Genomic DNA, 14732 nt, shown 5'->3' on the forward strand with positions numbered 1-14732 from the left:
TACTCTACTTAGAAACAGGAAAAATTATCTCCCCTTTTCCAGAGAAGAAATAATCCCTTCTAGCAATCTTTAATACGTACTCTTCATCATTTAACTTTTGAACTTCGTCTTTTAGACTTTTTTCTTTATTCGTTAATGAATCCAGTTCTTTTTTCATGTCCTTAACTTTTGCTTCTTTTGCTCTAATGGAACTGTTTTGTTGATAAAACGTTACACTAATACTCGCAATAATTGTAAAAGCAAAGACAAGAAAAACCGCTAAACGGCGATAAAGTCGCTTCCTGTTCTCATCCGTTTGTATTATATGCTTTTTAACAGGATTTGGACTCTGTTTTTCGATTGTTCTTTGTCTCAGTTCCCTCATTTTCGAGGTCCCCCTAACTTCTTTTTTATACGCTCCCATAATTGGAAGATGTGTCCCTTCAATTTTGCTATATATTGCAGGAACCCTACATGTTTCATTATAAAAAGTTTAACACGATTAGGGAGAAGTTTCCATATGAGCGAAGCAATAAATCGAACAGGCCAGAAAAAAACTTTCCATATGAAAAGTAATATCCAAATCACCATTTTCCATAACACATGTCCAATTGAAAGCAGTATACGAAATAAGAATAATATAAATGCAATAAATAGCTGCGCTATAATAATAACAGGTTTTATCATGAGTAGCTTTATAATTTGAACAAAAAAATGTGTTGTTTGCATAAAAATATAGATGAGAAAATTTAACAGTTTCATGTATAGTGCTTTCAATAAGCTTTGATACGCCGCAAAACCACATAATAATGCCAAAAATACATATATACGTAATTCAGCTTCATTTACGAGCAGCAATACATAAAAAACGAATAATGCTTGGACAATCCAAAATAGTATATCATGTATAAATACAAGCCAACGTTTGCGTTCCTGACGCTTTAAAAATCGTTGGTATGTATCTAAAGATGCCCCAATCCAAGCACCCATTCCAATCATTGAGAGCATCGTATACAACTGAATTGTTAGACTCATTTAAACAACTTACTAAAGAAACCTTTAGTTTTCTCCCCTTGATTCTCATCAATATACAGCATCTCATGAACTTTCCCTTTAATCGATACAACACCTTTTTCTACATCTAAATTCTTCATTTGCAAATTTTGACCACGAATTGTTAAAAAGCCCATTACGGTCTCAAGTAAAAACTCTTCGCTATCAAAACTCTCTACCTGCTTTACACCGGTAATATCAATTACACGCCTGCCACGCATAATAATATCATGCTCTACAGAAACATTTTGTTGATTAGAAGACATAGGTGAGTAACCATTATTCACGTAAATCCCCCCATACATTTATACTAGCTAATAGTAATGTATGAAGGAATAATTGATTTTAGAACAAGCCTTCTTCAGCCTTTACTTTTTCTTCACGAACTAAGCTATACATATTTGCTGCATCTTCTTTTTTTGTCGTTTCTTTCAATTCGTTTATTTTTACAGTTACTATTTTTTGCCCAAAACGAATTGTTAATTCATCAGCTACTTTCACATCTGAACTCGCTTTTGCCACTTGACCATTAATTGATATTCTTCCTTGATCAGCTACTTCTTTCGCTAATGTTCTTCTTTTAATTAAACGTGATACTTTTAAAAACTTATCTAGACGCATATGAAATCCCCCTATTAACGCTCTGTTTGTTTTGCCTCTTCCCATAAAACATCTAACTGCTCTAATGATAAATCTTGCATTTCTTTATTCATTTCAGCTACCTTTGCTTCCATGTATAAGAAACGACCAACGAATTTCTCATTAGTTGAACGTAACGCCTCTTCTGGATCTATTTTATAATGACGAGCTATATTAACAAACGCAAATAGTAAATCGCCAAATTCACCTAACATCTTCGCCTCATCCATGTTTATAACTTCTTGTTGGAACTCTTGCCATTCTTCTAAGGCTTTCTCTATCATCGGTTGTACATCAACCCAATCGAAACCAACCTTACCAGCTTTTTTCTGAATTTCATAAGCACGTAGTAACTGTGGTAAGCTCTTTGGAACTCCATTTAAAACAGATTCTTTCACGAATCCTTTTTCTTGTTTTTTAATTTCTTCCCAATTAGCAATTACTTCATCGGCATTATTTACATCCGTATTCCCAAATACATGCGGATGGCGACGAACCATTTTCTCAGATAAAGTTCGAATAATATCATCTATAGAGAACCAACCTTCGTCCTCTCCGATTTGGGCATGTAACATAACCTGTAATAATATATCACCCAGTTCTTCTACTAAGTGATCATCATCCTCTTCATCAATTGCTTCCAACACTTCATAAGCTTCCTCAATTAAATACTTCTTTAAAGATTGATGTGTTTGCTTTTTATCCCACGGACAACCATTCGGTCCACGAAGGTCTGCAATAATTTCTCTAAGCACATCAAACTGTTGATACAAGGACGCACGTTCCTGAACTGGTGGTACGTACACACTCGTTAAATTATTCAACTCGGTTTCATGATCTAACATGTACAATGGTACCTTTTTAACTTGTTCAAATGAAGTCCCTGCAGCTGTTACGATATACACTTCGTAATCATCTGGTAGCATCTCCATTAATGTTAATTTCACATCTGATGCAACGAATGCGTCATAAACTTGGCAAAAGATTAAATGTTGACGTAATTCTAATTGTCCTCTTTCAAATGATGTGGCGTCAATTAATTGGAATCCTTCAATCGGATCAATCTTTAGACTTGCAAACATCGGATCAAGGAAACTTTGTCCACCTTCAATTCGCACCTCAACATTCGCTGCTTCACCTTTTTCCAACAGTAGCTGAACCGTTCTTTCCGCTACAAGCGGGTGTCCTGGAACGGCATAGATGATTTCTGTGCCTTCAGCTTGTTCTAGCAATGTATTCGCAATTGTTTCATATACAATTTCAAATGTATCATGTGCTTCATATATATTGTCAAAGGCTGTATATTGTATACCTTCTTTCTCCAACTCTTCTATAACGGGATGTTCCTTCGTTCTAACAAACATATGATCTGCTTCTTTTATTTTCCGATATACACCCATCGTTAACTGATCTAACTCACCAGCACCTAATCCTAAAATAGTAATGATTCCACTCACAACCTGCCACCTCTATCCACTCTTCTTCAATGAACCTTCTTTTTTCTCTTTTTTCATAACGGTTCCTATTTCCGCTTTTGTAAATACACGTAATTTTAAAATTAAAAACACATATGTTAATCCACCGATAGCTACACCTAACAACGCCTCAAGTGTCGCAATTCCTCTATGTTCCGTATCAATTACTAATCCAGACATTTTCAATACACGCATAAACATTATTAATACAAATCCCATACCGATACCACTAATAACTACACCTAACATATTCCGTTTATCGATAAGCGACTCTGATACAGCTCGCATAAGTAATGCACTATTTAGCAAAGAAATTACAATTAACGCAACTAGTGTTGCAATTGCAGCTCCCTTCACACCAAAATACGGCATTAACATATAGTTTAAAGCTAACTTTAAACAACCTCCAAATATAACGAATATCGCTGGTTTTAATATTTGTCCTAACCCTTGCAAAATAGAAGCAGTTGTAATCGACAATGAACTAAATAAAATAGATAAAGATAAAATGGATAAAACATCTGACCCATTATTATTTTCAAACAACATAATATTCGTAGGCTGAATAATACAAGTTAATCCAATGGCCGCTGCAAATCCGATAACAAATGTTATTTTCATTGCTAACTTTACCTTTTCTCGAATAAAGGTAAGATCTCCTCTTTCCTTCGCCGCTGTAATAATTGGAATAAGTGACAACGAGAAAGAAGTTGTCACAACAGTACCTAATTGCATAAGTGGGATACTTCTGTCATACACACCTTTTAATACCTTTGCACTTTCAGCTTGCTCTCCTGCCCCAATAAGTAAAGAATAGAAGGAAACAGAATCGGCCATTTGTATAAAAATAAGCACTAAGTTACTAACACAAATCGCCAGTCCTTGCCAAAACAGGATCTTAATAATCCTCTTTTTCCCTCTAATTCTCTTTACACTTTTAAAGAATATGGAACGAAAGTCATGACGCATATAAAGTACAAGTACGATAATCCCAACCAATCCGCCTGCGATTGAGCCTAACATAGCACCTGCACCGACTGTATATAAATCAAATCCGTGAGCAATGAGGAATAGAGATAAAAATACAATAATAGAAACGCGAATTGTTTGTTCTATCACTTGCGAAACAGCTGTTGGCACCATATTATTAAACCCCTGAAAATACCCTCTTGCTACAGATAAAAACGGCATCAATATGAATGAAAAGGAAATAACACGTAATAGCTTATCTAAGTGTATATCGCCCATGGCTGTTGCAATTGCTTCGGCACCAAAGAACAATGTAAAAAAGCCTATGAAACCAATCCCTAATAAAAACCAAAAAGATACACAAATAATTTCTTCTGCTTCTTGTTTTTTCCCTCGCTCTAATCGTTCCGCAACCATTTTTGAAATTATAATGGGGAACCCATAAGTAGCTAAAATTAAACAAAATCCATAAAACGGATAAATTTGTTGGTAAATATAAAAACCAATATCACCCGCTATATTTTGATATGGAATACGGTAAAAAGCGCTTAATACCTTTGTAACAAAACTTGCGATTGTTAATATAATAGCCCCACGCCAAAAGGCTTGATACTTCCTCGATTCCATACAAGAAAACTCCTTTTTCTATTCTCACCCCTCGTATTATATCATAAAGAAAAGGACAAGCTTCCTTGCCTACACGAGTAATAATACGTTCGCGCAACGATAGAAATGTTCAACGAAAAAAGGTAGCAAAGCGCTACCTTCATTCAATATACATATATCTCCAAATAATTGATTTCTCAAGAAGAAATATCATAATTAGGAAAGATTGCTACTTCTAAAATTCGATATAGCCTTACTGCTCCATTTGTTTCGCTAAAAAGCTTGCAGCTGTATTTACTGACTTATGCTCTACTTCACTTATAATAGCCTCTTTAGAGAAGATAACAACAGCTCCAATTGGATCCCCATTCGCAACAATCGGGCCAATTGTATAGGAACTCACTTTTTCTGTTACTCCATCAATAATTGAAATTTCGCTTTCATCTGTCATAATTACAGACTTACGCTCTTCCATTGTCTTCTCAATTAAATCGCCAACACTTTTATTTAAGTATTCCTTTTTAGATACGCCTGCTACTGCGATAATAGAATCACGATCGCATACAAGCACATTATGTCCTAAGCTATCGTATAAAGCTTCCGTATATTCCTTTGCGAAATTACCTAGTTCACTAATTGGAGAATATTTTTTCAAAATCACTTCTCCATCGCGATCAACAAATATTTCTAGTGGGTCTCCTTCTCGAATACGTAAAGTTCTACGAATTTCCTTCGGGATTACTACCCTACCTAAATCATCAATTCGACGTACGATTCCAGTTGCTTTCATTCTAATGCTGCCTCACTTTCTACTGATGATCAAAGTGGTGAATTTACCTGTTCATGTAAAAATCACCAACTGTTAGACATAGTATTTTACACATTAGTTCTTCTATGCACGTCGAATTGTATTTTTTATCTTATATTAGGCATTTATTACTTCTTTTTTTACATCTGGTAAGCCTTTTAATAAATTTTCAGCAATTGTTAACCATTTTGATGTCTCTAAACCATTCGTTTTCATAACAATCTTCAATTGTGATCCTTCCATTCCAAGACCGATCATACGACCGAAGCTATTTCCAAGCATGAATAATTTTCCACCATCAATATTTTGGCTTGCTTGTTCTGAGAACAAGATTGTTACTTCAAATTTATTTTGCTTAATTAATTCAATTTTTTCTTTCATTGCTAATACTTTAATATTTGCAATTTGTAATAAATAACCAACTTCTTGCGGGTAATCACCAAATCTATCTATCATCTCTTCCTGCAACTCTTCAATATCCTCAATTGCAGAAACACCTCTAAATTGTTTATACATCATAATTTTTTGTTTACTATCTGAAATATAAGCATCTGGTAAATATGCATCTACTTCTAAATCAATTTCAACATTAACTGTATTTTCAACTCCATCTGTTCCTCTACGCTGTTCAATTGCATCTTTTAACATTTGAGAATACAGATCAAATCCGACAGAATCAATAAATCCATGTTGTTCGGCTCCTAACAAGTTACCTGCACCACGAATTGATAAATCTCTCATTGCGATTTTGAAACCAGACCCAAGCTCTGTGAATTCTTTAATCGCTTGCAGACGCTTCTCTGCAACTTCCGATAACACTTTATCACGTTTGTATGCAAAGTAGGCATATGCAACACGATTAGAACGCCCAACACGCCCACGAAGCTGATACAACTGTGATAATCCCATACGATCTGCATCAAATACAATTAACGTATTTACATTCGGAATATCTACACCCGTCTCAATAATTGTTGTACTTACAAGAACATCATGCTGCCCTTCTAAAAACGATAGCATAACAGACTCTAATTCACTTTCGTTCATTTTCCCATGTGCATATGTTACACGCGCGTCTGGAACTAACATCGAAATTTCATCTGCTTTTCGTTCGATATCCTCCACACGATTATATAAGAAGTAAATTTGCCCACCTCTTGCAAGCTCTCGTTCTATCGCTTCTCGCATTAACGCTGGATTATACTCTACTACATACGTTTGGACTGGGAAACGATTTTCTGGTGGTGTCTCAATAACAGATAAGTCACGCACACCCAGCATAGACATATGAAGTGTACGCGGAATCGGGGTTGCCGTTAATGTTAATACGTCAACATTTGCTTTTAATTGTTTAATTTTTTCTTTATGCGTTACACCGAATCTTTGTTCTTCATCAATAATAAGAAGCCCTAAATCTTTATAAGTAACATCTTTAGATAAAATACGATGTGTTCCGATTACAATATCTACCGTACCATCTTTCAAGCCCTTAATTGTTTCATTTTGCTGTTTTCTCGTACGGAATCTACTTAATAATCCTATATTGATTGGATAATCTTGAAAACGCTCTCGAATTGTTTCATAGTGTTGTTGTGCAAGGATTGTTGTCGGCACTAAAATTGCAACTTGTTTTTCATCCATAATTGCCTTAAATGCCGCACGAATAGCTACTTCCGTCTTTCCATATCCTACATCACCACAAAGAAGCCTATCCATCGGACGTCCGCGTTCCATATCTTTTTTAATCTCTTCAATAGAACGTAATTGATCCTCCGTCTCTTGATATGGGAAAGAAGATTCAAATTCTTGTTGTTCTGCCGTATCTGGTGTATATGCATAACCCTTTGAAGCTTCACGCTCAGCATATAGTTTAATTAGGTCATCCGCAATGTCTTGTACAGATTTTTCAACTTTCGTTTTGACCTTCTTCCAATCATTTCCGCCTAATTTATAAACTTTTGGATCCTTACCTTCAGATCCTACATATTTTTGCACTTGGTCAATTTGTTCAATTGGAACGTATAACTTATCATTGCCTTGATATTTAATATTCAAATAATCTTTATGAACGCCATTAATCTCTAATGTCTCGATACCTAAGAATTTACCTATACCATGATTTACATGAACTACATAATCTCCAACTTTTAATTCCGAATAACTTTTAATACGTTCAGCATTAGATAACTTTTGCTTACGTTGTGATTTTTTAACTTTCTTATGGAAAAGCTCTTTTTCAGTAATGACAACAAGCTTTTGCATCGGCATTTCAAATCCTGCATGTAAATCACCTACAGCAATTTGTAACCTTCCAGGCAATAATATATCTGTGCCCTCTACAATATCTGCCTCAATATCATAATCACTTAAAATATGTTGTAGTTTTTTTACACGTTCATCATCTGTGCCGAGCACAACAGTCGTAAAATGCCCTTCGTTCCATCTATCAATTTCAGTTTTCAACAACTGCATCTGTCCATGGAAATCTTGCATTGTTTTACATGTCACATTCACAATGTTTTGCGGATGTGTATGTGCTATATGACGCAAGAATAAAGTTAAATATACAAAACTTCTTTTTTTATTATGAAGAAATTCTTCAAACGAGTGAGAGAAAGATAAATCTTGAATAATTGTTCCTTCACCAAGAAGTGATATATACCATTCCGCCTCTTCTGTTTCAAGATGTGATGCTGTTTCTTGAATACGAGAAATCTCATCCAAAATCACAATACCATCTTCTGGTAAATAATCTATCAGACTAGCAGGTTCATTATAGAAAATAGATAAATATTTAAACATCTGTTCTATACTTTGCCCGTTTTTTAACATCTCAATTTCATGACTTACCGTCTCAAGCACTGTAGTCTTCAATTTATCGTCGGAAAGTTTTTGCATCGTCTTAGTCAAGCCTTCCTCAAGATGCTTAATTCCCGATTTCAATTCTTCCTGTGAAAATAAAAACTCTGTTGCTGGACCAAATCTAACACGTTCTTTTTTATCTTGAGAGCGCTGTTCATCCACATCAAATAATCGAATAGAATCGACTTCTGTGTCGAAAAATTCAATACGAAATGGTAATTCTTCAGTTAATGGATAAATATCTAATATTCCCCCGCGCAAACTGAATTCCCCTGGAGCTTCTACCATCGACTTACGCTCATAACCAATATGATGTAAAGTGTGCAAGAATGTATCTAAATCAATCTCTTGCCCTAGATTGATTTCGATTTGCCTTTGCTTCCACAATTCTTTCATTGGTAAAAATCTGCGTAGTCCTGCAACTGGTGCTACAATAACCCCACTCTCTCCTGCAGCTAAACGATTTAATACTTCAATACGTTGTGCCTTTAATTCTGGGCTTGCAACACCAAGTTCTGATGCTATCAATTCATTCACTGGGTATAGCCATACATCTTTTTCACCAAGTAACGCCACTAAATCTTCATGCACTTTTTGTGCTTGATATAAATTATGCGTCACAATAAGTTGTGATTTTTTTGTTTTTTTATATAAAGCCGCCATTAATAACGAACGAGAAGAGGTTGCCATACCTGATACAAGTTGCTCTTTTAAACCATCTTCTAATCCATTAATAACAGATTGGATCTCTTCATTTTTATAAAATTGCTCTAATAAACCTATCATTTTCAAAACTCCTCTCAACATAAAGAGCAAGCCATTATATTTTATGCAAATATTTCGGAAAAAGAAAACAGAAAAATGCTTTGGACATGCCAAAGCGACAACATTTTATTGCAGAAATTTTTCATATTCATAATACTCAGGATAAGATGCGAGCGTTTCTTGACACGATTCACAAATCGTTTTTATATATATATTTCCATTCTCATGAAAATGAATCATCTCTACTACTTCTTGCTCTGTTAGTTGAAATAAAACGTCGCTATATACTTTTTCTGCAGTAACGGAGCCTACATCACTCCCGCAATGTCTGCAATAATAATACCCTTCCATACTAGCCTCCTAAATATCCAATTACTACTAGTATGGGTAAAAATAAAACAAAATATTCCTAATCATATCCTTAACTATTGAAAGTATTCATGATTTGAAGAAAAGGTTTATTTAACCATTCTTCACATGCATCCGCTGCTTTTTCAATAGAATGATCGACATCCGGAATTTCTTCTGATGTAAAACGTCCCAATACGTAATCTACTACCTTCATTCCATTTTTCGGACGATCAATTCCCATGCGGATACGTTGAAACTCTTGTGTTCCTAAATGTGAAATTGTTGACTTCACACCATTATGTCCACCCGCGCTACCTTTCATACGAAGGCGTAATTTACCTACAGGGATGTCTAAATCATCGTACAGAACAACGAAGTCCTCTACATCAATTTTATAGTAATCCATGAGCGGACGAATACTTTCCCCAGATAAATTCATATATGTAAGTGGCTTTAATAAGATTACTTTTTCTCCATTAACAAATCCTGCACCAAATACTCCTTTAAATTTTTGTTCGTTTAAAGAAATGTTCCAACGCTTTGCAAGTTCATCAATCGCCATAAATCCAATATTATGCCTTGTTAATTCATATTCTCTACCCGGGTTCCCAAGTCCTACTATCAATTTCATTCTTGTACCACTACTTTCTCTTTTCGATACGAAAAGACGTAACCAATCTTGGTTACGTCTCATTCTATCCAATTAATTGAATAATACACTTACAGATTCTTCTTCGTATACACGAATGATTGCTTCTCCGATTAGTGGAGCAACTGAAAGTTCATGTACTTTGTCGATTTTCTTCTCTTCTGGTAATACGATAGAGTTCGTTACAACTAACTCTTTAATATTTGAGTTTTGGATACGCTCAATTGCTGGACCAGATAATACTGGGTGTGTACAGCAAGCATATACTTCAGAAGCACCGTTCTCAACAAGAGCGTTTGCTGCTAATGTAATTGTACCAGCTGTATCAATGATGTCATCAATTAAAATTGCTGTTTTACCTTCGATATTACCGATAATGTTCATTACCTCTGATACGTTCGGACGAGGACGACGCTTATCAATAATAGCGATTGGTGCTTTTAGGCGATCTGCCATTTTTCGAGCACGAGTTACCCCACCGTGGTCAGGTGACACGATTACGATATCTTTAAGACCTTTTGTTTCAAAGTAATCTGAAAGAATCGGTACACCCATTAAGTGGTCGATTGGGATATCAAAGAACCCTTGAATTTGTGGAGCATGTAAATCTAGAGTGATTACACGAGTTGCACCTGCTGTTTCAAGCAAGTTTGCTACAAGTTTCGATGTAATTGGTTCACGAGAACGCGCTTTACGGTCTTGGCGCGCATAACCATAGTAAGGAATAACAATATTAATTGTTTTTGCAGATGCACGCTTTAATGCATCGATCATAATAAGTAATTCCATGATATGTTCGTTTACTGGGAAGCTTGTAGATTGAATAATGAATACATCGCAACCACGGATACTTTCTTCAATGTTAATTTGAACTTCTCCATCACTAAAACGATCAACAGAACATTTTCCTAGTCCTACTCCAATGTGCTTTGCAATTTGCTCAGCAAGTTCCTTATTAGAGTTTAAAGAGAATACTTTCAAATTAGAATTTAGATATTGAGTCGACATCTAGATTAACCCTCCACATTATGATTTTTTCTTATTCAGCAATTGATCAACATAGTCTTCTTTGTTAACTTGACGTGCACGTGCTACTGATAATGCTTTTGATGGAACATTCTCTGTAATTGTAGAGCCCGCTGCCACATAAGCACCATCTTCAACTGTTACTGGCGCAACAAGATTTGAATTGCATCCAATAAATACCCCGTTACCAATCACAGTTTTGAATTTATTCTTGCCATCATAGTTCACCGTAATTGAACCACAACCAAGATTCACGTCTTCTCCAACTTGCGCATCCCCGATATAACTTAAGTGTGAAGCTTTACTTCTATTACCAAAAACAGTTTTTTTGATTTCCACGAAGTTTCCAACGCGCACTTCATCTCCAATAACTGAATCTGGGCGAATGTGTGCAAATGGACCAACCGATACTTCTGTACCAAGTTTACTATCATGTACAGTAGATTGACGAATTGTCGTACGATCTCCAATTTCACTATCGCGAATTACTGTGTGCGGTCCAATTTCACAATCAGAACCAATTACAGTATTACCCTCAATAATTGTTCCTGGATGAAGAACTGTATCACTACCGATAATTGCATCAGCAGAAATATAAGTGTTACTTGGATCAATAATTGTAACACCATTTACCATGTTCTTTCGGTTGATACGGTTTTTCATAATAATTTCCGCTTGCGATAGAGCGACTCTGTCGTTAACACCTAACGTTTCATCGAAGTGCTCTGTTTGATAAGCTGATACGATATGACCTTCATTTTTTAAAATCTCGATAACATCTGGCAGGTAATATTCACCTTGTACGTTATCATTTGAAACTTTAGAAAGTGAAGCGAATAAAGCTTTATTATCAAAACAATACGTACCTGTATTGATTTCTTTAATAGCTAATTCTTTCTCATTTGCATCCTTATGCTCAACAATCTTTTCAACATGACCGTTCTCATTACGAACGATACGACCATATCCAGCAGGTTCTTCTATGTAAGCTGTTAGCACCGTTGCCATTGCCCCTGCCTCTTTATGTTGCTGAAGCAATGCTTCCATCGTTTCAGCAGTTATTAGCGGCGTATCACCACAAATAACTAAAGTTGTTCCTTCTTCATTTGCAAGTACACTTGCAGCTTGATCTACAGCATGTGCTGTACCAAGTTGTTCTGCTTGTAATGCAAACTCACTTACGTTTCCTAGCTGTTCTTGTACCATTTCAGCACCATGTCCTACGACTGTTACAAGTTTCTGCAAGCCTAATTGAGATACTTGATCGACAACATGTTGTACCATAGGTTTTCCACATACAGGATGAAGCACTTTGTATAGCTTAGACTTCATACGTGTGCCTTTACCTGCAGCTAGAATCACTGCAAATCTGTTTGACATATAGACCCTCCATCGCAACCTATTTATCCATTAACGATATTATCCTAAATCAGCATATATTTCAAGAAACACATTTTAACTATTAAATTTTACCATAATTCTTATAAGATGTTTTACTCTTTAGTATCTTTTTTAAGAAATAAGCTATACTATTTAAAATGATTTTGAAAAAATTAGAAGTTTTTTCTCTTCACCTTAATGAATTTCGAATTTTCTGGATGTAATGCAATATAAAACCATAAAAAAACAAACCCCTGTAAATGCTTACAGGGGTTTGCTACAAAATTATAGGGATTTCTTTAAAAAGCCCTTTTCATTCGAATTTTACGAAGCGCCTGCTTCTTCAAACTCAACCTCTTCTAACTCGCCTAAACGGTGATACTCTGTTAAAACCGCATCTTGAATTTTAGAGCGTGTATTAGAATTAATTGGATGTGCAATGTCACGGAACTCTCCATCTGGAGTACGTTTACTTGGCATTGCTACAAATAATCCATTATTACCATCAATTACACGAATATCATGAACAACAAATTCATGGTCTAGAGTAATAGAGGCGATTGCTCTCATGCGGCCTTCTGTGTTTACGCGGCGTAATCTTACGTCAGTCACTTCCATCTTGTGTTCACCACCCTTTTCTAAATAAGCGATATATTTGTATAAATTCCACAAAATTTCTATTTTCCCTTTAATTTTTTAAAAATTTTTAAGATAAAAATTTTTAATGTAATTGAATATAGAGATTAGTAGAGGTTATCGCTTACAAAGAATTACTTAACTAGGGCAATTACTTCGATTTCAACTGAAACATCTTTCGGTAATTTTGCTACTTGTACACAAGAACGAGCTGGCTTATGAGTAGAGAAATAAGAGCCGTATACTTCATTAACAGCATTAAAATCATCCATATCTTTTAAGAATACTGTTGTTTTTACTACTGTATCAAATGAAGCCCCAGCTTCTTCTAATACTGCTTGTAAATTTTGAAATACTTGCTCTGTTTGTACTGTTACGTCTCCTGCTACAAGATCTCCACTTGCAGTTAACGGAATTTGTCCTGAACTGTAAAACATATTATTTACAATAATCCCTTGTGAATATGGTCCAATTGCTTGTGGTGCATTGTTTGTTTGAACAACTTTCATGTTTTTCCACCCTTTTATTATTTATTTTTACTCTTTAAAAATAGTGCACGAAAAGCAGTTTGTCCATCTATTTTATAATTTATAAATAGAATAAAAAAAAAGATAAAGCTATCTGCTTTACCTTTTTACTCAGCCTCTACAAGCCCTTCATCAAATGGTGCCAGTGAATAGTTTCCCTTTTCCACTTGAATCGCTTTTTCCTTCACATCAACTTCTGAAAGACGAATTAATGATACAAAATTATTAATTAATCTTTCTTCAATGTCCGTGGATTCTACTAATACACCAATACCAACAACATTAGCCTTAAACTCTTCTAACATACTCATCATACCTTGAATTGTCCCGCCAGCTTTCATGAAGTCATCAATAATTAAAACATTTGATCCTTCTGGAAGGCTACGCTTTGCTAACGTCATTGTTTGAATTCGCTTAGAAGAACCTGATACATAGTTAATACTAACAGTTGGTCCTTCTGTTACCTTATTATCTTTCCTTGCAATTACTACCGGTACATCTAAGTAATTTGCCACTGCATAAGCTAGTGGAATCCCCTTCGTTGCCACCGTCATAACCGCATCAATTGGTTGTCTAGCAAAAACAGAAGCAAACAAACGACCTGCGCCATTAATATGGCGAGGATTACTTAAAAGATCTGTCATATATAAGTAACCACCAGGCAAAATACGATCTGGATTTTCAAATAAGCTACAAAGCTCACCAATAATTAAATCTGCCTCTTCCTCACTTATATATGGTATATATTTCACTCCTCCTGCTGCTCCTGGTACCGTTTGCAATGTGCCGACCCCTTGTTGTTCAAACGTTTGCTTAATAATAACTAAATCTTCACTAATGGAAGACTTAGCTGATTGATACCTTTCAGCAAAAAAAGTGAGAGAAACTAGCTGACGAGGGTTTTGTAACAAGTAATACGTCATATCGACTAATCTTGTACTTCGTCTAATTTTCATACTCTCACCTCAAATCACGAATATTCTAAACAAATCATAACGTATTATACG

Annotated in this window: 15 protein-coding genes; all 15 read right to left on the reverse strand. The window is 35.3% G+C overall.

The genetic code is table 11. From position 1 onward, the window contains the following. Positions 1-4: 4 nt before the first annotated feature. Positions 5-364 (reverse strand): cell division protein DivIC, encoded by a 360-nt coding sequence (divIC, locus tag ACXY7N_RS29445; protein ID WP_016085300.1) that lies wholly within the window; start codon positions 362-364, stop codon positions 5-7. Next, on the reverse strand, positions 361-1014 hold the full coding sequence (gene yabQ, locus ACXY7N_RS29450) for a spore cortex biosynthesis protein YabQ (RefSeq protein WP_016085301.1): 654 nt from the start codon (positions 1012-1014) through the stop codon (positions 361-363). The genes divIC and yabQ overlap by 4 nt, the downstream gene beginning before the upstream one ends. Further along, positions 1011-1319: a sporulation protein YabP gene (gene yabP, locus ACXY7N_RS29455; protein WP_001059101.1), complete on the reverse strand. Its 309-nt coding sequence runs from the start codon at positions 1317-1319 to the stop codon at positions 1011-1013. Before yabP ends, yabQ begins: the two co-directional genes overlap by 4 nt. A gap of 58 nt (positions 1320-1377) precedes the next feature. Continuing rightward, a complete protein-coding gene (locus ACXY7N_RS29460) occupies positions 1378-1653 on the reverse strand; it encodes an RNA-binding S4 domain-containing protein (RefSeq protein ID WP_001234876.1) in 276 nt (91 codons plus the stop codon). Positions 1654-1667: 14 nt separating this feature from the next. Next, complete coding sequence (yabN, locus tag ACXY7N_RS29465) at positions 1668-3128, reverse strand: bifunctional methyltransferase/pyrophosphohydrolase YabN (RefSeq protein ID WP_016085302.1); 1461 nt, start codon at positions 3126-3128, stop codon at positions 1668-1670. Positions 3129-3140: 12 nt separating this feature from the next. Continuing rightward, on the reverse strand, positions 3141-4742 hold the full coding sequence (locus ACXY7N_RS29470) for a putative polysaccharide biosynthesis protein (RefSeq protein WP_098560836.1): 1602 nt from the start codon (positions 4740-4742) through the stop codon (positions 3141-3143). 232 nt (positions 4743-4974) lie between these two features. Continuing rightward, on the reverse strand, positions 4975-5511 hold the full coding sequence (spoVT, locus tag ACXY7N_RS29475; RefSeq protein WP_000648312.1) for a stage V sporulation protein T: 537 nt from the start codon (positions 5509-5511) through the stop codon (positions 4975-4977). A gap of 135 nt (positions 5512-5646) precedes the next feature. Beyond that, entirely contained in the window at positions 5647-9177 is a 3531-nt protein-coding gene (mfd, locus tag ACXY7N_RS29480; RefSeq protein ID WP_098560837.1) for a transcription-repair coupling factor, read from the reverse strand. A 105-nt stretch (positions 9178-9282) separates the two neighbouring features. Further along, entirely contained in the window at positions 9283-9507 is a 225-nt protein-coding gene (locus ACXY7N_RS29485; protein ID WP_016085305.1) for an anti-sigma-F factor Fin, read from the reverse strand. A gap of 70 nt (positions 9508-9577) precedes the next feature. Beyond that, the gene (gene pth, locus ACXY7N_RS29490; RefSeq protein ID WP_080118137.1) at positions 9578-10138 is read right to left on the reverse strand and encodes an aminoacyl-tRNA hydrolase; all 561 of its coding nucleotides are present in this window, start codon (positions 10136-10138) and stop codon (positions 9578-9580) included. Positions 10139-10210: 72 nt separating this feature from the next. After that, on the reverse strand, positions 10211-11164 hold the full coding sequence (locus ACXY7N_RS29495; RefSeq protein ID WP_000107420.1) for a ribose-phosphate diphosphokinase: 954 nt from the start codon (positions 11162-11164) through the stop codon (positions 10211-10213). Positions 11165-11182: 18 nt separating this feature from the next. Then, positions 11183-12562: a bifunctional UDP-N-acetylglucosamine diphosphorylase/glucosamine-1-phosphate N-acetyltransferase GlmU gene (gene glmU / locus ACXY7N_RS29500; protein ID WP_000071036.1), complete on the reverse strand. Its 1380-nt coding sequence runs from the start codon at positions 12560-12562 to the stop codon at positions 11183-11185. 324 nt (positions 12563-12886) lie between these two features. After that, complete coding sequence (gene spoVG, locus ACXY7N_RS29505; protein ID WP_000454042.1) at positions 12887-13180, reverse strand: septation regulator SpoVG; 294 nt, start codon at positions 13178-13180, stop codon at positions 12887-12889. A 152-nt stretch (positions 13181-13332) separates the two neighbouring features. Then, positions 13333-13707 carry a RidA family protein gene (locus ACXY7N_RS29510; RefSeq protein ID WP_016085308.1) on the reverse strand — a complete coding sequence of 125 codons (375 nt, stop codon included), beginning with the start codon at positions 13705-13707 and terminating at the stop codon, positions 13333-13335. A gap of 125 nt (positions 13708-13832) precedes the next feature. Next, positions 13833-14681, reverse strand: coding sequence for a pur operon repressor (gene purR / locus ACXY7N_RS29515; protein ID WP_000702481.1), 849 nt, complete (start codon positions 14679-14681; stop codon positions 13833-13835). Positions 14682-14732 lie beyond the last annotated feature (51 nt).

The organism is Bacillus sp. 5w2 (genome assembly GCF_054353775.1).